25 protein-coding genes are annotated in these 25,212 nt (G+C 46.5%); all 25 read right to left on the bottom strand.

The window, feature by feature from the left end:
- Positions 1–62: 62 nt before the first annotated feature.
- The gene (gene bcbE, locus G9F50_RS04995; RefSeq protein WP_007409814.1) at positions 63–1,292 is read right to left on the bottom strand and encodes a bacillibactin exporter BcbE; all 1,230 of its coding nucleotides are present in this window, start codon (positions 1,290–1,292) and stop codon (positions 63–65) included.
- 111 nt (positions 1,293–1,403) lie between these two features.
- A complete protein-coding gene (locus G9F50_RS04990; RefSeq protein WP_007409813.1) occupies positions 1,404–2,129 on the bottom strand; it encodes a GntR family transcriptional regulator in 726 nt (241 codons plus the stop codon).
- 124 nt (positions 2,130–2,253) lie between these two features.
- Complete coding sequence (locus G9F50_RS04985) at positions 2,254–4,614, bottom strand: FtsK/SpoIIIE family DNA translocase (RefSeq protein ID WP_038463873.1); 2,361 nt, start codon at positions 4,612–4,614, stop codon at positions 2,254–2,256.
- A 134-nt stretch (positions 4,615–4,748) separates the two neighbouring features.
- Positions 4,749–4,958, bottom strand: coding sequence for a YlzJ-like family protein (locus G9F50_RS04980; protein WP_003154161.1), 210 nt, complete (start codon positions 4,956–4,958; stop codon positions 4,749–4,751).
- Positions 4,955–5,692, bottom strand: coding sequence for a ClpP family protease (locus tag G9F50_RS04975; protein WP_040238970.1), 738 nt, complete (start codon positions 5,690–5,692; stop codon positions 4,955–4,957). Before G9F50_RS04975 ends, G9F50_RS04980 begins: the two co-directional genes overlap by 4 nt.
- Before the next feature lie 115 nt (positions 5,693–5,807).
- Complete coding sequence (gene rnjB / locus G9F50_RS04970) at positions 5,808–7,475, bottom strand: ribonuclease J2 (protein WP_007409811.1); 1,668 nt, start codon at positions 7,473–7,475, stop codon at positions 5,808–5,810.
- A gap of 178 nt (positions 7,476–7,653) precedes the next feature.
- Complete coding sequence (gene dapA, locus G9F50_RS04965; protein ID WP_003154166.1) at positions 7,654–8,523, bottom strand: 4-hydroxy-tetrahydrodipicolinate synthase; 870 nt, start codon at positions 8,521–8,523, stop codon at positions 7,654–7,656.
- A gap of 30 nt (positions 8,524–8,553) precedes the next feature.
- Positions 8,554–9,768 carry an aspartate kinase gene (gene dapG / locus G9F50_RS04960; RefSeq protein WP_003154168.1) on the bottom strand — a complete coding sequence of 405 codons (1,215 nt, stop codon included), beginning with the start codon at positions 9,766–9,768 and terminating at the stop codon, positions 8,554–8,556.
- Positions 9,769–9,856: 88 nt separating this feature from the next.
- Positions 9,857–10,897 carry an aspartate-semialdehyde dehydrogenase gene (gene asd, locus G9F50_RS04955; protein ID WP_012117572.1) on the bottom strand — a complete coding sequence of 347 codons (1,041 nt, stop codon included), beginning with the start codon at positions 10,895–10,897 and terminating at the stop codon, positions 9,857–9,859.
- 134 nt (positions 10,898–11,031) lie between these two features.
- Positions 11,032–11,622, bottom strand: coding sequence for a dipicolinate synthase subunit B (gene dpaB / locus G9F50_RS04950; protein WP_015239869.1), 591 nt, complete (start codon positions 11,620–11,622; stop codon positions 11,032–11,034).
- A gap of 2 nt (positions 11,623–11,624) precedes the next feature.
- The gene (gene dpaA, locus G9F50_RS04945) at positions 11,625–12,515 is read right to left on the bottom strand and encodes a dipicolinic acid synthetase subunit A (RefSeq protein ID WP_007409808.1); all 891 of its coding nucleotides are present in this window, start codon (positions 12,513–12,515) and stop codon (positions 11,625–11,627) included.
- Between the two features lie 157 nt (positions 12,516–12,672).
- Positions 12,673–12,930 (bottom strand): YlmC/YmxH family sporulation protein, encoded by a 258-nt coding sequence (locus G9F50_RS04940; protein ID WP_003154176.1) that lies wholly within the window; start codon positions 12,928–12,930, stop codon positions 12,673–12,675.
- Positions 12,931–13,008: 78 nt separating this feature from the next.
- Positions 13,009–14,244: a M16 family metallopeptidase gene (locus tag G9F50_RS04935; RefSeq protein WP_007409807.1), complete on the bottom strand. Its 1,236-nt coding sequence runs from the start codon at positions 14,242–14,244 to the stop codon at positions 13,009–13,011.
- 39 nt (positions 14,245–14,283) lie between these two features.
- Entirely contained in the window at positions 14,284–15,243 is a 960-nt protein-coding gene (locus G9F50_RS04930) for a polysaccharide deacetylase family protein (protein WP_012117569.1), read from the bottom strand.
- Between the two features lie 112 nt (positions 15,244–15,355).
- A complete protein-coding gene (gene pnp / locus G9F50_RS04925; protein ID WP_007611468.1) occupies positions 15,356–17,479 on the bottom strand; it encodes a polyribonucleotide nucleotidyltransferase in 2,124 nt (707 codons plus the stop codon).
- A gap of 174 nt (positions 17,480–17,653) precedes the next feature.
- Positions 17,654–17,923 (bottom strand): 30S ribosomal protein S15, encoded by a 270-nt coding sequence (gene rpsO, locus G9F50_RS04920; protein WP_003154182.1) that lies wholly within the window; start codon positions 17,921–17,923, stop codon positions 17,654–17,656.
- Positions 17,924–18,088: 165 nt separating this feature from the next.
- Positions 18,089–19,030 (bottom strand): bifunctional riboflavin kinase/FAD synthetase, encoded by a 942-nt coding sequence (gene ribF, locus G9F50_RS04915; RefSeq protein ID WP_060561682.1) that lies wholly within the window; start codon positions 19,028–19,030, stop codon positions 18,089–18,091.
- A gap of 19 nt (positions 19,031–19,049) precedes the next feature.
- Entirely contained in the window at positions 19,050–19,979 is a 930-nt protein-coding gene (gene truB, locus G9F50_RS04910) for a tRNA pseudouridine(55) synthase TruB (protein ID WP_017417788.1), read from the bottom strand.
- 84 nt (positions 19,980–20,063) lie between these two features.
- Complete coding sequence (rbfA, locus tag G9F50_RS04905) at positions 20,064–20,417, bottom strand: 30S ribosome-binding factor RbfA (protein ID WP_003154185.1); 354 nt, start codon at positions 20,415–20,417, stop codon at positions 20,064–20,066.
- Between the two features lie 16 nt (positions 20,418–20,433).
- A complete protein-coding gene (locus G9F50_RS04900) occupies positions 20,434–20,712 on the bottom strand; it encodes a DUF503 domain-containing protein (protein WP_003154188.1) in 279 nt (92 codons plus the stop codon).
- Positions 20,709–22,859 carry a translation initiation factor IF-2 gene (gene infB / locus G9F50_RS04895; RefSeq protein WP_015417484.1) on the bottom strand — a complete coding sequence of 717 codons (2,151 nt, stop codon included), beginning with the start codon at positions 22,857–22,859 and terminating at the stop codon, positions 20,709–20,711. The genes G9F50_RS04900 and infB overlap by 4 nt, the downstream gene beginning before the upstream one ends.
- Positions 22,860–22,878: 19 nt before the next feature.
- Positions 22,879–23,181 (bottom strand): YlxQ family RNA-binding protein, encoded by a 303-nt coding sequence (locus G9F50_RS04890; RefSeq protein ID WP_003154192.1) that lies wholly within the window; start codon positions 23,179–23,181, stop codon positions 22,879–22,881.
- A 1-nt stretch (position 23,182) separates the two neighbouring features.
- The gene (gene rulR / locus G9F50_RS04885; RefSeq protein WP_003154193.1) at positions 23,183–23,458 is read right to left on the bottom strand and encodes a glucose-induced regulator RulR; all 276 of its coding nucleotides are present in this window, start codon (positions 23,456–23,458) and stop codon (positions 23,183–23,185) included.
- A 13-nt stretch (positions 23,459–23,471) separates the two neighbouring features.
- Entirely contained in the window at positions 23,472–24,593 is a 1,122-nt protein-coding gene (gene nusA, locus G9F50_RS04880) for a transcription termination factor NusA (RefSeq protein ID WP_003154195.1), read from the bottom strand.
- Between the two features lie 39 nt (positions 24,594–24,632).
- Positions 24,633–25,103, bottom strand: a complete 471-nt coding sequence (gene rimP / locus G9F50_RS04875) for a ribosome maturation factor RimP (RefSeq protein ID WP_007409801.1) — start codon at positions 25,101–25,103, stop codon at positions 24,633–24,635.
- Positions 25,104–25,212 lie beyond the last annotated feature (109 nt).

Raw genomic sequence — 25,212 nt, 5'->3', positions numbered from 1 at the left:
AGAATAACGACTTGACGGTATCATGTCAATCTTCAAAATAAAATAAAAAAAGACAGTGCAGATTACACCGTCTTTAATGATTCCTTTTTTTCTTTTGCTTGTGATGAGATATTTAACAGCGCTAAAAATACAGACACAATGCCGCAAAAAGCGGATAAAATAAAAATCAGCCAGCCTGCATTTGACATCAGGGCAGCAAAGATCGGCGGTCCCGCCGCTACTCCGATAAACCGCATGCTGTTATAAAATGAGGTGATGGTTCCCGATTCCTCGTTGTCTACGCCTTCTGTGATGACAGCGTCTAAAGCCGGCAATGCCATTCCGATACCGATACCGCTGACACACAAAAAGATAAATAATAAATAAAAACTGTGATTCCACCATAGGCCGATAAACGACAGTGTCACGGCACTCATTCCGAAAACGATGCAAAACTTCATTTTGCCTTGGTCTTTTCCGATTTTCCTGCCTGCTATATATGAACTGACGGATAGAAATAAAAGCGGGATTGCCAAAAGCGCTCCTTTAGCCACACCGTCAATGCCGTATTTCTTCTCCAGTGAGTCTGATAAATAAAAAAGAACCCCGAACAGCAAAAACATAATCACGCAGCCGATGATAAAAACCGTAAAGAGCCAGCGTCCGTCACGCTTAAATATGCGGCCGACATTTTTCACAAATTCGGATATAGAAGGCGCTTCTTTTTGTTCCTCCGGCTTTGCCACCAAAAACAATACGAGAAAAAAACTGATGAGCGAAAAAAACGGAATGAACCAAAATGGCATAAACCAAAACCATGCAGCCAAGAGCGAACCGAGAATCGGGCTTATTACTTTCCCGGCAGTGTTAGACGTCTCAATATCGCCGAGCCCCGCGGTAATCCGCTCATCATCCCCTTTGAATAAATCACCGATAAACGGCATCACTACAGGAGCCGCCCCTGCCGAACCGATTCCCTGCAGCACCCGCCCCGCCAAGATAATGGGATAAGGATGCTTGAACGCGGTGGAAGCTATCGCGGCAAGCGCTCCGCCCGCACCGGCTATGAGAAGACAAGGCAGAAGAACCTTTTTTCTTCCGAATTTATCGGACAGATATCCGGCAATCGGAATACAAATAATCGCCACAATCGAATAGACCGTTATAATTAACGATACTTGAAAAGACGATATGGACAGCTTCTTTTCAATCATCGGAAGCACAGGAATCAGCATGGAATTCCCGAGTGTCATCACGAGCGGTACAGAAGCCAGAGCAATGATATTTTTCGTTCCATTTTTCTTCTTACTCAACTTATTCACCCATTCACTATACTTGGTTGTTTCCTGTTTTATTGTGCCTTGCAGAAAACAAAGTATGTACTGAAACGGCAAATAAAAAAACAGACACATGACGCGTCTGTCTTAAAAACGTTTTCTTACAACATGAAAACTGAACTTATCAGCCCGGAAATAATTTAATGAATACAGCACAGGTTCATCATTCTGATTATAGTGGGTTTGCTTCAGCAATAAAAGCGCCGTCTCCGGCTCGCATTCCAAAACCGGTGAAATCGTATCGTGATATCCGATCGGTTCGATATCAGCAACGGCATAGCTGATCACAGACCCGGAGTTTTTTTCCAAAAGATCAAAAATAGACTCCTGTTCATGACAGAAAGAATTCGGCAGAATGTGCATCGGAATCGTATCTAAACAGTAAACGACCGGAGTGCCGCTTGCCGTTCTCACGCGTTCCAAATAAAAAAGCTCCTGCTCAGGCTCAAGCCGGAATCTAGCGATATCTTCATCAGACGGCGTGATGACCTGAGACGACAAAAAAATCGTACCCGGCACCATGTTCGCCTGCTGAATCGTTTTCGTCACGCTGTTGAGCTGTTCAATACCTGAAAGAAACAGCGGTTTTGTATGGACGAAAGTGCCCACACCGTGCCTTCTGATAATCACATGCTCCTCTTCAAGGATACGCAAAGCTTCACGCAGAGTTGCCCGGCTGACACCCATTGATTTTGAAAGCTCAAATTCAGAAGGAAGCTTTTCCTTTTCGGTGTAAATTCCGTTTTGTATATCCTCTTTGATTCGCTCAATCACTTTTAGATACAAGTGACGATTGTCAGCTTTTGTAGACATGTTTCCCCTCCGTAAACCACTTTCATAAATTATTGAACAATTGGGACAACTATATCATGTTTTAATAAAAAAATAAATAGGAATGATTTTGGTGATATCATTTTCAGTGAAAACTCTCTCCTTTTTAAGAAGAGAGCTCATCATATTGTTCCTTAGATAATAGTACTTCCCTCGGTTTGCTTCCTTCATACGGCCCGACGACGCCCCGTTCTTCCATTGCGTCAATCAGACGGGCAGCCCTCGTATATCCGATTCTGAACCGCCTTTGAAGCATGGAGACTGATGCCGTCTGCATGCCGATAATCAAATCGACCGCTTCGTCATAGAGATCATCCGTTACTTCACTGTGTGTTTCCGAAACTTCTTCCGGAATCATCTCTTCTTGATACTGCGCTTTTTGCTGCGTAATGACATGATCGACGACATGCTCAACCTCTTCATCGGATAAGAATGCCCCTTGCACACGCACCGGCTTATTTGCGCCTACAGGCAGAAACAGCATGTCTCCGCGCCCCAGAAGCTTTTCAGCGCCGCCCATGTCTAAAATTGTCCGTGAATCGGTCTGAGATGAGACACTGAAGGCGATTCTTGACGGGATGTTGGCTTTAATAACACCGGTAATAACGTCGACTGAAGGCCTCTGTGTCGCGATAATCAAATGAATGCCCGCCGCCCGCGCCATCTGTGAAAGTCTCGTAATTGAATCTTCCACGTCGGAAGAAGCGACCATCATCAGATCGGCAAGCTCGTCAACGATGACGACGATGTACGGCAGCTCAGGCTGCTTGACTTCTTCTTCGGCATTTGACCGCTTAATATGATCGTTATAGCCTTCTATATTTCTCGTACCCGTATGGGAGAACAGCTCATAGCGGCGCTCCATCTCATTGACGACCTTTTTCAAAGCCTGCGAGGCCTTTTTCGGATCTGTCACGACCGGCGCAAGCAGATGAGGAATGCCGTTATACACATTCAGCTCAACCATTTTCGGGTCAATCATCATCATCTTCACTTCATGCGGTTTGGCCCTCATCAGAATGCTCGTAATAATACCGTTGACACAGACGCTTTTTCCGCTTCCCGTTGCCCCCGCTACGAGCAGGTGGGGCATTTTGTTCAGTTCGGCAAGCACGGCTTCCCCGGAAATATTTCGTCCCAAGCCGATCAGAAGCTTCGCGTCCGGCTTGTCATTGAGCTTGGATTCAAGCACTTCTTTTAACGAAACCATCGCAACTTCAGCATTGGGCACCTCGATGCCGATTGCCGATTTACCCGGAATCGGCGCTTCGATCCGGATATCCTTCGCGGCAAGCGCGAGCGCGAGGTCATCGCTCAGATTCACGATTTTACTGACTTTGACCCCGACGTCCGGATACACCTCATATTTTGTGACCGCCGGACCGAGATGAACCTGCGTCACTTTCGCCTTTACGCCGAAGCTTTGAAAAGTCCGCTCGAGTTTTCTTGCATTCTCGTAAATGTTTTTCTTATCGGTCTGCTGGCCGGTATGTTTCGGGTCAGCCAGTATGTCCAATGAAGGCATTTGATAATCTTTATTTTCAAGCTCTGTAAACGTCATCGGCGGAGCCGCAGCCGTTTCGCCACTGTCTTGAGCGCCGCCGGAAGGCTCATCTTTTGCCGCTTGTGCAGCCTCCTGCGTTTTTTCCGGAATCAGCGGTTCGGCGGGCTCTTCCTGACGGTCTGAAAAGCTTGAAATAATCGGCTCAGAATGGATGATCGGCGAAATGATTTCCTCATCCTCTTCCTCCGGTTCAGGCTCTTCTTTTTTCTTTTGAACCCGTTTTTGTTTTTTGCCCGATTTTGTTTTTGTTTTCGGCGAAGACATGTTCGTTCTGACCGTTTTCATATCCTCAAGAAATGCCTGCCATTGACTGCGGATAAACCGGCCGACGGGGCTCGTCCACTTTTTGAGCGTTTCCTGCAGTGAACGGCCCGTTACAAGAATCAGCCCCATTAAGATCAGCACGATCGCCATGATCTGTGAACCCGTTGATGCAAATAAAAAGTGGGAAGCTGCAAACAGTACCGCGCCGATCATGCCGCCGCCCAAATCAGGGGAAGCAGCCTGCTGTTTCATGTCAATCATAAACAGCTCCCACGTGTTGCCGATGACACTTGCCGACCGAATCGACCCGTGATGAGACAGATTTTTAAAGAGCTGCACGTGAGACAGCAGCAATATACTGGCGATAATACAGTACAACCCTGCCTTTCTTCTCGTTAAAAGGCTTGGACTCTTCTTTTTCCAAAACAGCGAAATTCCGAGAAGGAAGAGCGCAATTAAGCATAAAATAAACCACTCTCCGGCAAAAAAACGGAACAAGTACACAAATGTCTGTCCCACAACGCCGAGCTGCAAAACAGCAATAATTGAGATTGCAACACAGAGCAGTCCGCTTAGTTCGTATTTTAGATTGAGCTTACTCTCTTGTTTCTTTTTAGATTTCCGTTTTTTCTTTGCCACACTCATCACCTTACTGCGTTAAAAAATGTAAAATCATACATCATGAAGAAAAGCAGCCTTTTGCCGGCTGCATTTTTCTGTAGGATTCCCCTATTATAGCATATTTTGCCCCCGAGAAACGGACTGAATGCCGGTTAGATTTTCAGCTTGATTTTTTGTCCCGGAGCGATGTCCGGATTCAAGAAATCCATCGGGTTCGTACTTAAAATCTGTACGACTTCAGCTTCATTTCCCTTCATCTCAACTAGCAGCGGCACGCCGGCGTAATCTACCTGTTCATGCACGCTTTGCTCTATATCCTGACCGTAAACGACTTCTTGGGGCATGACGGTATAAAGGATCATTGAATCATCCTTCCTTCCTCGCCCTTTCGTTCCTCAATCAGCTGATTCAGCTTTTTTATCGCCTGTCCGACGCCGCCCACGGCATCAATTAATCCGTAATCAGCCGCATCTTTTCCGACTACATTCGTTCCGATGTCCCTGGTTAAGTTTCCTTTTGAAAACATCAGCTCTTTGAATTTTTCTTCGGAAATATTTGAATGATGGGTCACAAAGTTGACGACCCGCTCCTGCATTTTGTCCAAGTATTCAAATGTTTGCGGAACCCCGATAACCAGACCTGTAAGCCGAACGGGGTGAATGGTCATAGTCGCTGTTTCCGCGATAAAACTATGATCACATGACACGGCGATCGGCACACCTATCGAGTGTCCCCCGCCGAGTACGATTGAGACGGTCGGTTTTGATAAGGATGCGAGCATTTCCGCAATCGCAAGCCCCGCTTCCACATCGCCTCCGACGGTGTTTAAGATGATCAGAAGTCCTTCGATTTTCGGATTTTGCTCAATGGCGACGATTTGCGGAATGACGTGTTCATATTTGGTTGTTTTATTTTGCGGCGGGAGTTGGACGTGCCCCTCAATTTGGCCGATGATCGTCAGGCAGTGAATATTGCTATCTTGGGACATTTGCGGCAGAGATGTCTCTCCCAGCTGCTGAATTTTGCTCATAATGCTGTCTTTCGCATCTGATTTTTCGGGCTGCTGTTCTTCGGTGTTTTCCATACGATGATCCATTTTATCTTTCACCCTTTCCGAATGTCTCTTTGTATTATGAACAAAGATGATGATTTCCATCCGGGACATGAACAAAAACAAAGCCGGAGCATCATGCGCTCCGGCTTTGTATACATTATACTTCCATAATGATCGGAATGATCATCGGCTTGCGTTTTGTTTTTTCATAAAGGAATTGATTCAGCGCATCACGCATGGCTTGTTTCAGCGTGGACCATTCTACGGCAGATGTTTCCGTCGCTTCAGTCACGATAGAGCGGACGAGCTCAGTAGCTTGTACAATTAAACCTTCTGATTCTCTGACATATACGAAACCGCGCGTAATGATCTCAGGACCTGATACGAGGTTCTTTTTCTGCTTATCGAGTGAAATCACGACGATGAGAATGCCGTCTTGTGACAATAAGCGGCGGTCTCTCAGCACGATGTTGCCGATGTCGCCGACTCCGAGGCCGTCAATCAACACGTTTCCGTACGTGACTTTATCCCCGATTTTCACATTCTGGCCGCGGAATTCAACGACGTCACCTTTTTCAATCAAGAAAATGTCGCTGCGTTTCATGCCGATCTCTTCTGCGATTTTGGAATGCGCTTTTTGCATTCTGAATTCACCGTTAACCGGAATTAAATATTTCGGTTTCAGCAAATTAAGCATGAGTTTCAATTCTTCCTGCGAACCGTGCCCGGACACATGCACGCGTTTTTGGGCGAAAATGACTTGAGCGCCGGCGCGGGCAAGCAAGTTGACGGTTTTGGAATATATCAATTCATGCCCCGGAATCGGTGTTGATGCAATGACAACGGTGTCTCCTTCTTCAATGTTAAGCTGCTTGTGCGCCTGCTTGGCCATCCGCGTAAGAGCGGCCAGCGGCTCACCATGGCTTCCGGCTGTAACAATTGCCACTTCCCGCTTCGGATATTTTTTCACATCCTGCACAGGAATAAACATTTCATCTTCGGCTTCAATATAGCCGAGCTTGCGCCCAAGCTGAAGCACGTTTTGCAGATTTTTTCCGGCGATTGCAAGTTTGCGGCCGTTCTGGACGGCAGCCTGTATCACTTGCTGGATCCGGTTGATATTAGACGCGAATACAGCAATGATGACACGGTTTTCTGAATTGTTCATCGCATCGGAAATTTCACCGCTTACATATGCTTCTGACGGAGTATACCCCGGGCGCTCCGCATTGGCGCTGTCAGAAAGCAGGGCGAGCACGCCGCTGTTTCCGATTTTGGCAATTTCGCCAATATCACATGATTGGTGATAAGCAGGCGTCTGGTCAAACTTGAAGTCTCCCGTGCATACAATAGAGCCAAGTGATGTTTTGAAGCTGACTCCCACTGAATCCGGGATGCTGTGAATCGTTTTAAAGAACGATACTTTCGTTGATTCAAATGTAATGACTGATTTAGAGTGAACTTCACGCAAATCAGCTTTTCGATTATGCCCGTACTGCTTGAGTTTTTCTCTCAGTAATGCAAGCGTAAGCTTCGTTCCGTATACCGGCACCGACAGCTTATTCAATAAATAAAAGACGCCCCCGATGTTTTCATCGTGCCCGTGTGTCAGAAAGATGGCCTTCACGCGGTCAGCACGTTCTACTAAGTAGGAAATATCCGGAATGACGACATCAATACCGAGCATTTCATTTTCAGGGTGCATCAGCCCTGCATCCACTACAAATATGTCTGAGTCAATTTCAATGACATATAGGTTCTTCCCAATTTCTCCGACGCCTCCAAGGGCGATAATTCTGACGTTTTCTGTATTTTTCTTTTTCAAAATCTGTATCCTCCTAGTCTCATACCCGTCCATCATCACTTGTTCCTATTATAACTGATATCAATTTTAGAAAACAAGAAGAAGCGGAAGGTTTAGGGAAAACCAATATGTATACAAAACGGTCAAACTCACGATAAAAATGAGAATGACCGCGTATTTTAACTGTATAAATTTTTTCTTACAGTTCGCTGATGACGCTGCTCAGGCTCAGACGTTCATCTTCATTCAGCGGGATAAGAGGAAGACGCACAGATCCGACATCAAGGCCTTTCAGCTGTAGCGCCGTTTTGACCGGAGCCGGATTAGGCGCTTTAAAGAGCTCCTTCATGATCGGCAGAAGCTTCTGATGAATCAGTGCCGCGGTTGCCGTCTGCCCGTTCGTATAGTTTTTAATCATCTGCTGCATGTCAGAACCTACGATATGGCTGGCCACTGACACGACTCCTCTTCCGCCGACTGCGAGAATAGGAAGCGTTAACCCGTCATCACCTGAATAGACGTAAAAATCTTCCGGTGTTTCGGCAATGATTTTCGTAATGGCATCAAGATCGCCGCTCGCTTCTTTAATCGCAGAGATATTCGGTATCTCCGCAAGTCTGATGGCCGTTTCCGGCGCAAGCGAAGCGACCGTTCTGCCCGGCACGTTGTAAAGCATCACAGGAAGAGACGTTTCTTCCGCAATGGCTTTAAAATGACGGTACATCCCCTCTTGGGAAGGCTTATTATAATACGGCGTGACAAGCATAACGCAATCGACGCCGGCTTCTTCAGCTTTTTTTGTCAGTTTAATGGAGTCTTTCGTATTGTTGCTTCCCGTACCCGCAATAACAGGCACGCGTCCGTTCACTTCTTTGACTGTAAATTCAAAGAGTGCAATTTTTTCTTCCGTTGAAAGTGTCGGAGATTCGCCGGTCGTGCCTGCGACGACTAAAGAATCCGTGCCGTTTTTCAACAAATAGTCGATTAATGTAGACAGTTTTTGAAAGTCTACATTCCCTTTACTGTCAAAGGGGGTAATCATCGCTGTAGATATATTTCCGACATTCATTTTTTTCACCTCATCATGATTCAATCACATTTACTTTGAAAGTTCAAACACTTCATGCAGCGCATTTACGGCCGTTACCATATCTTTTTCATGAACGAGCACCCAGATCGTCGTATGGCTGTCGGCAGATTGCAGAATCGGAATGCCTTTATCAGAAAGTGCGGAGACGATTTTTGACGTGACACCCGGAACACCCATTATTCCGGCGCCGACCGCTGACACTTTCGCACAGCTCTCCGTCACTGTCGGCTCATATCCTAATTCAGCCAAAATGCTGCGCGCGGCTTCCGTTTTACTGCCGGCTACGGTATATACGATTTCACTCGGCGTAATGTTAAAGAAATCTACGCTGATTCCGGCATTTGCCATTGCTTTAAAGACTTCAGTCTGAACGTTGTATTGCCCCATTTTGGCGGGGACCTTAAATTGCGTCACATCTTTCACATGGGCGATCCCCGTGATCAGCCGTTCGAATACATCGCTGCCGATGTTAGACGAATGATGGGACGTCACCAAAGTGCCTTTGTCTTTTGAATAAGTGGAGCGCACGCGGATCGGCACCTTTGCCTGCATGGCGATTTCCACCGCGCGCGGATGAATGACTTTCGCGCCTTGATAGGCAAGGTTGCAGATTTCCGTATATGTGACGTTCGGAAGCGGCTTAGCATTTTCCACGATTCTCGGATCGGCTGTCATAACGCCTTCCACGTCCGTAAAAATGTCGATAAACTCAGCATCAACCGCCGCGCCGAGCGCCGCTGCTGAAGTATCGCTTCCTCCTCTGCCGATTGTCGTCGTGTCGCCTTTTTCAGTCGCTCCCTGAAATCCTGCGACAACGACAGCGTCATGGCTGGCAAGTGCAGCGAAAAGCCGCTCTGTTTTCATTTCTATAATTTTGGCGTCAGTATGCTGGGCATTGGTTAAAAAGCCGGCCTGGGCTCCTGTTAAAGCTGCGGCTTTTATGCCGTTTTCCTTCAGCATGCTGGAAAAAACAACGGACGAAATCGTTTCTCCGCAAGACAGAAGCATATCCTGCTCTCTCGGAGAAATGTCGGACTGGCTGCCGTAAAGGAGCCCGATTAAAGAATCTGTCGCGTACGGGTCTCCTTTTCTTCCCATCGCCGATACGACAACAACAACTTTATAACCTTCACTGATGGCATCTTTAATGTGTGCTAGCGCAAGCTTGCGGCCTTTGTCATCTTTTACGGATGTTCCGCCGAATTTTTGAACAATGATCTTCACTATTTTCACTCCAAATTAGTCTGACGTAACAGAAGAGAGCAGGCAGAGCCTTACTCTCTTCTGTTCGCCTATAGAAAATACGTTTGTTTTATACGAGGTTCAGTTTTTGCAGGCTTTCCGCGATTTGGACTGAGTTCCAAGCGGCGCCTTTTAACAGGTTATCAGAAACAACCCACAAATGAAAACCGTTTGCTCTGTCCAAATCTTTCCGGATTCTTCCTACAAATACATCGCGTTTGCCGACGCAATCAGCAGGCATCGGGTAAAGCTGCTCCGCCGGATCATCCTGAAGCGTAACACCCGGAGCTTCTTTTAAAAGCTGTTTCATATCTTCAACGGTTGCGTCATCACGGTCAAGCTCAATGTAAACAGATTCTGAGTGCCCTGTTTCAATCGGCAGTCTGACACATGTCGCAGCCACTTCCAGATTCGGCATATGCATGATTTTTTTCGTTTCATTAATCATTTTCATTTCCTCAAACGTATAGCCGTTATCTTGGAATTTATCAATTTGCGGAATGGCGTTAAATGCGATTTGATAATGCTTTTTGTCGCCTTTAACCGGCATAATGGACGGTTCTGCGGGTTCATTGTTTAAAATCGCCTTTGTCTGGCTGTACAATTCCTTCGCCGCTTCATTGCCGGCCCCGGACACAGCTTGGTAAGTAGATACAATGACTTTTTTCAATCCGTACGCTTTGCGGATCGGTTCAAGCGCAGCCACCATCTGAATCGTTGAACAGTTAGGGTTGGCGATAATGCCGTTATGTTTGTGCAGATCACCTTCGTTCACCTCAGGCACCACGAGCGGTGTATTTTCGTCCATACGGAATGCGCTGGTATTGTCAATCACGATGGCTCCCCGTTTTACAGCCTCAGGCGCCAAGCTTTGTGATACGCTTCCGCCCGCGCTGAATAACGCGATATGAACGCCTTCGAAGCTTTCAGGAACAGCTTCCTGCACTGTATATTCTTCGCCTTTAAACGTTACTTTCGTACCAGCAGAACGCTTTGAGGATAGTAGTGTGAGTGTTTCGATTTCAAAGTTTCTGTCTTCCAGTGTTTTCAGCATTTGCTGTCCTACGGCTCCCGTCGCTCCGACAACTGCTACGTGTAATCCTCTTCCCATCTGTAAAACTCCTTCCGCCAATTAAGCATCATTTGTTGAATTGACTTTGCATTTTACGTTTTATTTTACCATAGAATAGTCACGGATTGATCGAATTTTTTTATTCCGGAATGATTTTCTGTCATCATGATTTTTTATTCTTGGTGGTGTACGAGCACCGGCTGAACCTGCTGGTGCAAAAGAGCTTTTTCTACCGTAATCGGAAGGAGATCCATTCTGGCGACGAGCGATGTCGGTTTTTTCACGTGGTCGTCCTGGCCGAACGGGATGAAATATATGTTTTTTGCGGACATCAGCCTCATTAAGTTCGTTCCGTTTAAACCGAGTCCGTCGTTTGTCGAAATTCCGAGCACGACCGGGCGGCCGTTGCGGATCGTGGCTTTCGCAGCCATAAGGACGGGGCTGTCAGTCATCGCATTTGCGAGTTTGCTCATTGAATTTCCGGTTAAAGGGGCGATGACCATGCAGTCGAGCGGAAGTTTCGGCCCGAGAGGCTCCGCTTTTACGATGGAATCAATCGCCTCAAAGCCTGTTGCTTCTTCAATTTTTCTGACCCAATCTCCCCCCTCCCCAAAGCGGGTATCGGTCGATTGAACGGTTGATGTCACGACCGGCCGGACTTCAGCTCCTTGACTGATAAGCGCCTCTATTTGCGGAAAAACTTCCTCATATGTGCAATGCGAGCCGGTTAATCCGAATCCGATTCTTTTCCCTTTCAGAGACATGGTTATTTCCCCTCTTTCTTTAAGTCTGCCAAAAGCTTGCTCAATACGTTCGCAATAATCTGTCCGGCTGTTTTCGGGGCCACAATTCCCGGAAGACCCGGAGCAAGCAGCGCTTTAATGCCTTGTTTTTCAGCATATTTGAAATCCGTTCCGCCCGGACGGGATGCTAAATCCAAAATCAAGGTCTTCGGCGTCATGCGCGATAAAACGCTTTGATTCAGAATCAAGCTCGGTACGGTGTTAATGCAGATATCAATATCATTTACATGTTCAGTAAGCTCTTCAAGTTGAAAAGGAGAAAGCCCCATTTCCGTTATACGGGCCAAATGAGCCGAACTCCGCGCGCCCACTTTTACCTTCGCTCCTAACGCCGCAAACGTCCGGGCGATCGTCATACCGGTGCGCCCCATGCCGAGAACGGCGACATTTGATCCGTGAATGGTATAATCCGTATGCTGAATCGCCATCATGATTGTTCCTTCAACAGTGGGAATCGAGTTGAATATCGCGATATCGTCCCGTTCAAATAATTTCACAAGTTTGCGGCCGGCTTCGCTGGCGATCCCCTCAAGATACGCGTTGGAGATGCCTGAATAAATGACGCAATGCTCCGGTGTCCGCTCAAGATAGCTCTGCTTTAATACCACTTCTTCATTTGAAAAAACCGTGGAAACAACGCCTTCTCCGGTCGTTGCCGATACGGGCAGGATGATACTGTCTATTTTTTGAAAGGGAATCTCATCAATTTTGCATTTGACGGTTCCTGTAAAACCGTCATCCAATTGGTCAAACCCTGCAAGATAAATATCGGCATGCTGTTCTGTCAGCTTTCTTATAATCTCAAGCTGTCTTGCGTCACCGCCAATGATCGCAATTGTCAATCCGGTTAACATCTGAAACGTTCACCTTCTTTACAGTTACTGGATCTTTTAAGTGTCATCCTCCTCTTCATCGTATGTGCAAAGAGAAAGGGCGGTGAATGTACAGCGTTCTTTTTCATGAAAAAAGCACCGGCTGTATGAGCCGGTGCTTGCAAAAAAAGAATAAGATCTACTCTTCGGGAGGCGTGATCTCCCCCGGAACGTCTAAAATGATCATGTCTGACCCGATTTTTTGGATATGGTTCCAGGGGACGCGGATGTCGTGGCCTTGTTTTCGCAATCCGAACCATTTTACCGTCGGTATCAACAGCGCGGTAATTTGTCCGTCCTGTTCATTAATTTCCAAATCGGTCTGGCCGAGCACGCCGAGCCGCTCTGCCCGTTTAATGTCTACAATTTCTTTACCTGACAGTTCACTGAGCCTCATGATAGCCACCCCCTTGTACTATATGACCCGGAGCAAAAAAAAATGCCTGCCCCGTATAGAGGCAGACTGCTTTTCCGATTAAGACGAGGCCGGCATATTGCCGGTCGGGCTGATGAGCGATAGTGCGTAATCATCCGTAAATAAGCGGCGGCTGAGGCCGTTGACGCTTTCCAGGCTGACCGCATTTAATTCAGTGATAATTTCATCCATGGTCTTATGCTTTCCGAGCAGGAGTTCGTTTTTCCCGTTCCGGCTCATTTTGCTGTTTGTGCTCTCTAAGCTGAGCATTAAGCTCCCCTTCATTTGCTCTTTGCTGTTTTCCAGCTCTTTCGGAGTGATACCCTCACGTTTTAGAACCGATAACGTTTCCTGAATGGTTTCAGACAGAAGTCCGAGCTGATTCGCGCCGGTGCCTCCGTAAATCGTCAGCATACCGCTGTCTTCATAGGAACTGTGATAACTGTATACAGAATAGGCCAGTCCTTTATCTTCGCGCACATCCTGGAAAAGACGGCTGCTCATGCTTCCGCCCAGCACGTTGTTTAAGACGATCAAATCGTAAATGTCCGGATCTCCGACTTTCAGGCCTTTGAAACCGAGACAGAGATGCGCCTGTTCGGTGTCTTTTTTTCTGGTCAGCTTTTCATAATGAAACTCAGGCTCGCTGATGCCGCTTGCTTTGCCCTTCGCTTCGTATGTACCGAACCATTTCTCCACGTCTTTAATGAATTGTTCCGTTACATTTCCGGCGACAGAAATGACGACGCGGTCCGGCGTGTAAAAGTCATCCATATGCTGTCTGAGAGAATCGCCGTTAAATGACGAAAGCGTTTCCTCCGTCCCGAGAATCGGGTAGCCGAGCGAATGATTGCCGTATGTCGCTTTGCTCAGCAGATCGTGGACAATGTCATCCGGCGCGTCTTCATACATTTTGATTTCTTCATATACGACGTTCTTTTCTTTTTTGAGCTCATCTTCGTCAAAAGCAGAATGAAAGAACATATCAGCCAGCACATCAAGTGCGTAGTTTGCATGCTCATCCAGCACTTTGGCGTAATAGCACGTATATTCTTTTGAAGTGAAGGCATTCACTTGGCCGCCTATCCGATCGAAGGATTCTGCGATTTCACGTGCGGACCTGGTATTTGTTCCTTTAAAAAACATATGCTCAAGAAAGTGCGAAATACCGTTTGTATCCGGCGTTTCATGACGTGATCCCGTCCCGATCCATACGCCGATTGCCACAGACCGCACCGTTGGATTATTTTCAAGCACAACTCTTACACCGTTTTGGCATGTATAGCGTTTTATCAAGTCTGTTCCTCCTATTCAAAGACAGGCAACTGCCGCCTGCTACTTCATCAGCCTGTTTTCATCCATTAAGTCAGACACTGAGCCGAGCGCGTAGCCTTTTTCTTTGATTTTTGCAATCAGTGTATCCAGGCTTTTCGCAGTCGGATCAGTCGGATGCATTAAAATCATGGCTCCATTATGTATTTTGCTCAACACCCTTGTTTGTAAAACAGCCGGAGACGGTTTTTGCCAGTCAATGGTGTCCACGGTCCACATGATGGTGCCCATTCCTTTTTCCGCCGCAAGATCGACCACGGCTTTTCTGAAGCTGCCGCTTGGCGGCGCAAACCATTTCGGCTTTATGCCGAGCGTCTCGCTGATTTGTGCATTGGTTTTGTCAAGCTGTTCGGAAATGCTTCCTGAAGTCAGTTTGCTCATATCAGGGTGATTGTATGAATGATTTCCGATTTCATGTCCGTCTGCCGCTATTTTTTTCCCCAGTTCCTGATTGTTTTTCAGCCATTTCCCTTCAAGAAAGAAAGTTGCTTTGACCTGGTGCTGCTTCAGAATAGGCAGCATTTGCTCCACGTATTCATTTCCCCAGGCGACATTTATCAGGAAAGCGACCATCGGTTTGTCGGGATTTCCTTTATAAATGGGTTCGGGCGCGAGAGAATCAAGATGGACTTTCGGTTTTACCTGCTCATAGACAAGGCCGTCTTCGTGAAATTCTCCGTCCTTTTTCATTTGTTTATAGGATTTTTCCACATTGACTTTTAAACCGTTATATCCCGGTATACTCTTCCATATTTTATCAATCCGCGCGTCTTGCGGCTTCACTTCATACTCTGACGCTTTTTGCAGTAATTCTTCATAGAGCGGATCTTTTGATGCTGACACAGTTACAGCGTCTTTTTTCATTGCGTCTATGTAATCAACTGTATACGGATTTTTTAACATTTCAAACGAAACAAAAAAAAGAAATAAAAAAACGGCAAACGGCACGAATTTTTTCAACATGTCCTTCCCCCCTCCTCACACATTATGTATGAGGAGGACAAGGTAGAACCCGTCTGTTGTCTTTCTCAAAATAAAGAAGCCGGGTCTCCCAGGCTCCTTGTTAGGTTTTCATTTAAGATTGTTGTTGTTCCTGTTCTTTTTCTTTCTCTTCGCGCAGCACTGCTTTACGCGACAGATTCACTCGTCCCTGTTTGTCAATTTCAGTTACCTTCACAAGGATTTCGTCACCGATTTTCACAACATCCTCAACCTTGCCGACCCGTTCGAGCGCTAGTTCAGAGATGTGAACGAGACCGTCTTTTCCGCTGAAGATTTCAACGAAAGCGCCGAATTTCTCAATCCGTTTGACTTTACCGAGGTAAAGCTGTCCGACTTCGACTTCTCTGACAAGATCTTCGATGATTTTTTTCGCTTTTTGGTTGCTGCTTTCATCAGTAGAAGAAATAAAGATGGTGCCGTCTTGTTCAATGTCAATTTTAACACCGGTATCTTCAATGATTTTGTTGATTTGTTTACCGCTCGGTCCGATAACGTCACGGATTTTATCCGGATTAATGTTCATCGTTAAAATTTTCGGCGCATATTGAGAAAGTTCTTTTCTTGATTCACCAAGCGTGCTGAGCATGCTGTTCAAGATTTCCATTCTTCCTTTTTTCGCCTGCTGAAGCGCTTCTTCAAGAATTTCTCTTGAAAGGCCTTCAATTTTAATGTCCATTTGCAGCGCTGTCACGCCTTTTTCCGTGCCGGCTACTTTAAAGTCCATGTCACCGAGGGCGTCTTCCATCCCTTGAATATCCGTTAATACCGTATAGTACTCGCCTGATTTCACAAGTCCCATCGCGATACCCGCAACAGGGGCTTTAATCGGAACACCTGCGTCCATCATGGCAAGCGTGCTCGCGCAAATGCTGGCCTGTGAAGTGGAACCGTTTGATTCAAGCACTTCGGATACGAGGCGGACCGTATACGGGAAGTCTTTTTCATTCGGAATGACCGGCTCAAGCGCACGCTCTCCAAGAGCACCGTGACCGATCTCACGGCGTCCCGGTCCGCGCATCGGGCCTGTCTCCCCTACGCTGAACTGCGGGAAGTTATAATGATGCATAAAGCGTTTTGATTCTTCCACGCCTAAACCGTCAAGAATCTGAACGTCCCCAAGGGCGCCTAATGTACATACGCTGAGCGCCTGCGTCTGTCCTCTCGTAAACAGCCCGGAGCCGTGCGTTCTCGGCAGAAGGCCGACTTCTGAAGAAAGCGGGCGGATCTGATCAACGCCGCGGCCGTCCGGACGGACTTTTTCTTCTGTGATCAAACGGCGCACTTCGTTTTTCACAAGTTTAGACAGTGTCTGTTTCACTTTTTTAATCGTATCTTCATCATGCTCTTCTTCTTCGAATTTCGCGACAACTGCATTTTTCACTTCATTAATCGCGTCTTCGCGAGCATGTTTTTCGTGAACCTGAATGGCGCTGAGAAGATCCGGCTCCGCAAGGCTTTTTACTTTTTCGCTGAGCTCTTCGTCAATTTCATACAGTTCGATTTCTGTTTTCTCTTTGCCGACTGCTGCGACGATTTCTTCTTGGAATGCGATCAGGCGCTTAATTTCTTCGTGACCGAACATAATCGCCTCAAGCATGATTTCTTCAGGTACTTCATCCGCTCCGGCTTCCACCATGTTGATGGCGTCTTTTGTGCCTGCAACGATGAGGTTGATATCACTTTTTTCAAGCTGGTCAACCGTCGGATTGATGACGAATTTCCCGTCAATGCGGCCTACCGTCACACCCGCGATCGGGCCTTCAAACGGGATATCGGAAACGCAAAGAGCGAGTGATGAACCGAACATTGCAGCCATTTCAGATGAGCAGTCCTGATCAACACTCATGACAATGCTGATGACCTGTACTTCGTTGCGGAATCCGTCTGCGAAAAGCGGGCGGATCGGACGGTCAATCAGACGGCTGGCTAAAACGGCCTTTTCACTTGGACGGCCTTCTCTTTTAATAAAACCGCCCGGAATTTTACCTACTGCATATAATCTTTCTTCATAGTTAACGGTAAGCGGGAAAAAATCTAGCGGTTTCGGTTCTTTTGATGCGGTTGCTGTGCTGAGCACTGCAGTATCGCCGTAGCGGACCATGACAGCACCGTTTGCCTGTTTGGCAAGCTGGCCGGCTTCTACTGTAAGCTGTCTGCCGGCCCAATCTATGGTAAAGACATGTTTCTCTTGTCCCATTCGATTACGAGCTCCTCTCTTAATGTGTGAAATAATCAATTACTCCTATTATGAACGAAATGAATTGAACATATCAATGTCAAAGTAGTATGTAAAAGGATTTCATTGTTTTTTTATCATTATTTTTTTCGCTTTAATACGATAAAAAAGCGGGAATCCTCCCGCTTTTTACGATTATCGACGTAAGCCTAGTTTGTTAATTAACTCACGGTAACGAGTTACGTCTTTATTACGCAGATACGTAAGAAGATTACGACGTTTACCTACCATTTTAAGAAGACCGCGACGTGAGTGGTGATCTTTCTTGTGAGTACGCAAATGCTCGTTCAAGTTGTTAATTGAGTCTGTTAGGATAGCGATCTGAACTTCTGGAGATCCAGTATCAGATTCGTGTGTTTTGAACTCACTGATGAGTTGATTTTTACGCTCTTGAGTAATTGCCATCCTGTTTCACCTCCATATCATAATTAGCCCCAGTTACCTAGCAACCGTCGGTGACTTCGGATTGCCAAGCAATGGTTTTAAGACTACGAAACATATGATACTAAAAATCGCGCCCATATGCAAATCATTTAGAAGAAAATTTGTGTACTTTTGATGTTTTTTCCGTTATTTGCTGAAAAAACGGATCGCTTCTTGTTTGTCTTTCCCGATCTGAGCCGTCAGTTCATCGATGCCGTTAAACTTCCGTTCGCTTCGGATTCGTTTGTACCACTCGATTTTAACGTCTTCTCCATATACATCCTGTTGAAAATTAAACAAATGAACTTCAATTGACGGCTGATCGGGACGCTTTTCATAAAAGGTCGGTTTGTAGCCGATGTTGCAGACGCCCTCATACACCTCGCCTTTTATTTCGGCTTTCACTGCATACACGCCTGTCGGCGGCACGATATAGCTGTTGTGCAGGCCGACATTCGCGGTCGGAAAACCGATGGTGCGGCCTCTTTTGTCTCCGTGAATCACAGTGCCCCGGATAAAATACGGCTGGCCGAGAAGAGTGTGCGCAAGTTCAACGTCACCATCCTGCAGCGCTGACCGGATATAAGTGGAGCTGATCTTTCTGTCCTGCTCGGTCTGTTTCTCGACAGTCGTGCATCCGGCCTTGCCGTTTAAATCGTCCGGCAGCGTCTCCATCGTGCCTTTTCCGTATTTTCCGTACGTAAAATCGAAGCCTCCCACAGCGTGCCGCGCGTTTAACCCTAAAATATACTCCTCGGTAAACTGTTTTGGAGACAGAGACGCAAACGCTTCATCAAACTTTACGACATACAGCACATCAGCGCCTAAACGCCCGATCTGGCTGATTTTATCTTCAAGCGGCGTAATCAGATCCTTTGGCTCTTTGTCCCTGCCCAACACATGGGAAGGGTGGGGATGAAACGTCATAACGGCCAGCGACAGGCCTTTTTCTTCGGCAATTTGTCTGGCTGTTCCGATTACTTTCCGGTGTCCCAAATGAACGCCGTCAAAGTAGCCGAGCGCCATGACAGACGCCGGCTGCTCTTCTTTTTGTAAATGATGCGGATGAGAAATATGTATCGTCTTCACAGAACGGTCACCTTTTTTCTTATTGTTCGCTTTTTTGCATGAGCACTTTAGCCGGTTTCAGCAGTCCTTTTTTTGAAGGGTGCGGCATATAAATGGCCACACATTCTCCGTCTTCAGTACAGACCGCTATACGGGCGTCAGCTGTCATTGCAGAAAATTCCGCCGGGATGTCAAACACTGACCCGTTTTCAGCTTTCTTAGCTAATGTATCACTTATGACCCATTTCGGCAAATGATTGAGCGCTCTTTCAATCGGCACGGCATGCTCTGCAACCGTGCCGTCTGAAACCTGCTGTTCAAGTTCCTCAAACGTGAAACACTCATCAAGACTGAAATCACCGGAAGCGGTGCGGATGAGATGCGACATATGCGCGGGATAGCCGAGTTTTTCACCGATTGTCACCGCCAATGTTCTGACGTAAGTGCCCTTTGAGCACGTGACTGTAAAGCGGAATGATGCTGTGTCTTCTTTATAAGTGACAGGGGAAGTGAGCGCGATATCTTCAATCGTGATATTCCGCTTCGGCCGCTCCACTTCAATACCGGCTCTGGCGTATTCATAGAGCTTTTTCCCGTTGACCTTTACAGCGGAATACATCGGCGGCACTTGCTCCTGCGGTCCCTTCAGTTCGTCTAAAACGGCTTTGATATCCGCTTCTTTCAGCGGCTCCTTGACAGGTTTTACGCTGACCGTTTCTCCAGTCTGGTCTTCGGTCGATGTGGAGAAGCCGAGAGTGATCTCAGCATCGTACGTTTTTGACTTGTCGGTGACGTACTCAACAATCTTTGTGGCCCGTCCGACACAGATCGGCAGTACGCCTGACACTTCCGGATCAAGCGTTCCCGTATGTCCGACTTTCTTTGTTTTTAACAGTTTTCTTATTTTCATTACACAGTCGTGAGAAGTCATGCCGACCGGTTTATGTAAAAGGAGAACTCCGTTAACCATCTGTCTTTCGCTCCTTTGTTATCAATTGTATCCCGTAAAACGCAGAAAAGAGGACAGACGACACTCGCCCATCCTCTTTCCTTGTTATTCAGACGGTTTATCTGAATGCAGTTCGTGAATCAATGTTTCAATACGGTTGCCGTACTCAATTGATTCATCAAATTCAAATTCAAGCTCAGGCGTTTTGCGGAGTCTGATTCGGCTGCCGATTTCGGAACGGATAAATCCTTTCGCTTTCTCAAGCCCTTTCAGCGCCTCCTCTTTCTTTTTCTCTCCGCCGAGAACGGAGATATACACCTTCGCTATTTGTAAATCACCTGAAACACGTACGTCTGTTACAGTGAGAAATCCGATTCTCGGGTCTTTCAGCTTTCGGCTGATAATATCCCCGAGCTCTTTTTTCATCTGCTCGCCGACACGGTTTGCTCTCATACTCAATTCAATCACCTCTAAGTTAAAACCACTCTGTTCTAGTGATCGTCCGTTCTATTTCGGGAAAGGAGTCAATAAACGCGAGTACGCGCTGGATCTCCTTTTCCGCCTGAACGTGAGAGGAGGAAACGACGGCGATTCCGAAGCTGGTCCGCTGCCAAGTGTCCTGATAGCCGATTTCTGCGGCCGACACGTTGAACTTATTCTGAACCCTCGTTATAATCCGCTTCAGAACGGCTCGTTTCTCCTTTAATGATCCCGCATCATAAATGATGCATTCACATTCCGCAAATCCGATCACTTTCTTTCGATTTCCTGCATGACATACGCTTCAAGGATGTCGCCTTCGCGAATGTCATTGTATTTCTTAATTGTAATACCACATTCATATCCTTGTGAAACTTCTTTCACATCATCTTTGAAGCGTTTCAGAACGTCTACTTCCCCTTCGAAGATGACCACGCCGTCACGGATCAGGCGGAGTCCGCTGTCACGTGTAATGTGGCCGTCTGTTACATATCCGCCGGCAATCGTGCCGATTTTCGACACTTTGAATGTTTGGCGCACTTCAACCTGGCCGATGACTTTTTCTTCGTATTCAGGATCAAGCATTCCTTTCATCGCCGCTTCAATTTCTTCGATGACTTTGTAAATGATACGGTGAAGACGGATATCTACATTTTCAGCTTCAGCCGTGCTCTTAGCATTTCCGTCTGGGCGCACATTAAACCCGATAACGATTGCATTTGAAGCAGATGCGAGAATGATGTCTGATTCCGTAATCGCACCGACGCCTGTGTGAATGATTTTCACTTTTACGCCTTCTACTTCAATTTTTTGAAGAGCGGCTGTTAACGCTTCGGCTGAACCTTGAACGTCAGCTTTTACGATTAAATTGATGTCTTTGACATCGCCTTGTTTAATTTGTTCAAACAGATCATCGAGGCTCAGCTTCGCTTTGTCGCTGCGCTGTTCTTCCAGTTGCTTGGAAGCGCGTGCTTCACCGACAGAACGGGCTGTTTTTTCGTCTTTAAAGACGAGGAATTGATCGCCAGCCTGCGGTACGTCGTTTAAGCCCGTAATTTCTACAGGTGTGGACGGTCCGGCTGTTTTCACGCGGCGGCCGAGATCATTGACCATGGCCCGCACGCGGCCGAATGTATTTCCGACAACGATCGGATCTCCGACATTCAATGTTCCCGTTTGAACGAGAAGTGTCGCGACAGATCCTCTTCCTTTATCGAGCTCAGCTTCAATAACCGTTCCTTTTGCCTGACGGTTCGGATTGGCTTTCAGCTCTTCCACTTCACTGACAAGCAGAATCATTTCGACAAGCTCGTCAATTCCCTTGCCTGTAAGAGCGGACAGAGGAACGAAAATCGTTTCTCCTCCCCATGCTTCAGGAACGAGTCCGTATTCAGTCAGCTCCTGCATGACACGGTCAGGGTTCGCGCTTTCTTTATCCACTTTATTCACGGCAACGATAATCGGAACCTCAGCCGCTTTCGCATGGTTGATGGCTTCGACTGTCTGCGGCATAACGCCGTCATCAGCCGCTACGACTAAAATGGTAATATCAGTTACTTCCGCACCGCGCGCACGCATTGTTGTGAACGCCGCGTGTCCCGGAGTATCTAAGAACGTGATTTTTTTGCCGTTTTCTTCGATCTGGTAAGCCCCGATATGCTGGGTGATTCCGCCGGCTTCACCTTCAACAACTTTTGTTTTTCTGATGCTGTCAAGGAGGGTCGTTTTCCCGTGGTCAACGTGGCCCATGATCGTCACGACAGGCGGACGGATTTGAAGATCTTCTTCTTTGTCAGCCTCTTCATATTTTTCAAGCTCAGTTTCTTCAAGCACAATCACTTCTTCTGTTTCTACACCGTATTCAGATGCGATCAGTTCGATTGTGTCTTTGTCAAGCTCCTGGTTAATGGTAGCCATTACGCCCAGAAGCATCAGTTTTTTAATGAGTTCAGACGGCTCTTTGCCTAGTTCCTCGGCTAAAGCTCCGACTGTTAAAGAGCCGGAAAACGTAATTTTCTCAGGAAGCTCTTTTTTCGGCTTCAGCGGTTTTTGCTGATACTGATTTTTGTTGTTATGATTGCGTTTGTTTTTGTTTTTGTTGTTGTTGTTATTCTTCTTGTTTTTGTTAAATTGATTATTCTGCACGTCATTCTTCTTTCCGTCTCGAATTTTGTTTGGTTGATTCCCAGCAGGCTGCTGATTAATCCCTTGCGGCTTGTTTTTGTTCGTTTCCGCAGGCTTCTGAGATGTAACACCGGCGCCGCCTTTTTTAAATTTCGCATCAAGCTGCTTAATGGTCTTTTCTTCAAGCATTGCCATATGGTTATTTACTACTATATCCATGTTTTTCAGCGCAGTCAAAATTTCCTTGCTTGAAACATTGATGGCTTTTGCATATTCGTAAACTCTCATTTTAGCCATTCGTTCACCCCCAAAAATATTAATCGAGCAAGCTGATCAGCTTATTCGCAAAACCTTGGTCAGTGACGGCGACAACGACACGTGATTCCTTGCCGATAGAGCGGCCGAGATCAGCGCGGCTTTCGACTTTTTTATAAGGCACTTTATAATAATTGCATTTATCGGATACTTTTTTTGCAGTATTCGCAGATGCATCTTCTGTCAGCAGAACAAGTTTTGCACGCGCATTTCTAATTTCTTTTATAACCAAGTCCTCGCCCGACACGACCTTACGAGCTCGATTGGCCAGACCCAGCAAGGGAAACCATTCCATTCCAGACATGTTATTTTTTCACCTTTTCCGCCAGTTCCAGCAATTCTTCGAAAATCTGGTCATCGATTTGTGATTGAAATTGATTTTGCAATGTGTTTTTCTTTTTCGCAGCTAAGATGCATTCTTTCTCAAGGGTGATATAGGCACCCCGCCCGTTCTTCTTTCCGGTCGGATCGACTGAAATCTCTCCTTCTTTAGAACGGACAATTCGGATCAGTTCCTTTTTAGGCTTCATTTCCCCCGTTACCACGCATTTGCGCAGAGGAATTTTTTTTCGCTTATTCACCTAAAGTCACCTCTTATTCATCCGATTCGGCTGTTTCAGGCTCCATAAAGAGCGGCTCTAAATCGTCATCTTCTTCATGCTCTCTCGGATAGATGCCAAGGTCTCTTGCATCCGTTTCACTTTTGATATCGATTTTCCAGCCTGTCAGTTTCGCAGCTAAGCGGGCGTTTTGCCCTCTTTTTCCGATTGCCAGAGAAAGCTGGTAATCAGGAACGATGACAGTCGTGGCTTTTTCTTCTTCGCTGACGATGACATCCAGCACTTTAGACGGGCTGAGCGCATTGGCAACAAATTCAACCGGATCATCAGACCAGTTGACGATATCAATTTTTTCGCCTTTCAGTTCATTGACGATCGCCTGCACGCGCTGGCCTTTAGGACCGACGCATGAACCGACCGGATCAACGTCAGGATCATCAGTGCGGACGGAGATTTTAGAGCGGTCGCCCGCTTCTCTGGCAACGGATTTCAGTTCGACCGTTCCGTCATAAATTTCCGGCACTTCGATTTCAAAAAGACGCTTCAACAGACCAGGATGCGTTCTTGATACATAGATCTGAGGCCCTTTTGTCGTTTTTTCGACTTTTGTGATAAATACTTTAATCCGATCGTGCGGTTTATAGCTCTCATTCGGCATTTGTTCATTGACGGGCAGCAGCGCTTCAATCTTGCCGAGAGACACGTAAATAAACTTGCTGTCTAAGCGCTGTACAATTCCCGTCATGATGTCTTCTTCACGATCGATAAATTCTGAGTAAATCACGCCGCGCTCAGCTTCACGGACACGCTGCGTCACCACTTGTTTCGCCGTCTGCGCAGCAATGCGGCCGAAGTCTTTCGGCGTTACTTCTATTTCAACGACATCTCCGACAAGGTAGTTCGGATGGATGTGCTGGGCGTCGTCAAGCGAGATTTCAAGTCTTGAATCGTATACCTCGTCTACGACATCCTTTCTTGCGAACACGCGGATCGTGCCCGTCTCACGGTTTAGATCGACCCGTACGTTTTGCGCCTGGTTAAAATTTCGCTTATACGCGGAAATTAAGGCAGCTTCAATTGCTTCGATGATAATGTCTTTACTGATGCCTTTTTCTTTTTCAAGAATAGTGAGAGCATCTAATAGTTCACTGCTCATGTTAGCGGTCTCCCCCCTTAAACACTAATACTTCATTCATTAAAATGTTACAGCTAATCTTGCGTTAGCTATTTTTTCATACGGAATATTGACCCGTTTCTTTCTTGTTTTGACCGTCATCTCTATTGTAACAGTTTGTCCATCGAATTCAGCCAATTTGCCTTCAAACACTTTTAAACCGTCAATCGGTTCGTACGTTTTCATGTACACATTTTTGCCCAGTGATTTTTCGAAGTCGGCTTTTTTCTTTAATGGACGCTCGGCTCCAGGAGAAGATACTTCAAGAAAGTAGTTCTGGGTGATCGGATCGGCCTCATCCAGCTTTTCGCTTAACGCTTCGCTGACTTTGGCGCACTCCTCAATATCAACACCGTTCTCGGAATCAATAAACACGCGAAGGAACCAGTTTTGACCCTCTTTGACAAATTCAATGTCTACGAGTTCAAGCTGAAGGTCATCCAGTATGGGCTGAGCCATTTCTTGAACGGTATCAGTCACTTTTTTGCTCATGTTTTTCCTCCTTGTGCTGTCGATATCATATCAGCCGTTCCTCTGCATAAAAACCCTGCTTCAAAAGAGCAGGGGCATTGAGAAAACGATGGACATGTCGAGGCAAAAT

It is taken from the genome of Bacillus sp. EKM206B (genome assembly GCF_011066015.1).
GTDB lineage: Bacteria > Bacillota > Bacilli > Bacillales > Bacillaceae > Bacillus > Bacillus velezensis.
This window is presented reverse-complemented; position numbering and strand designations above follow the sequence as displayed.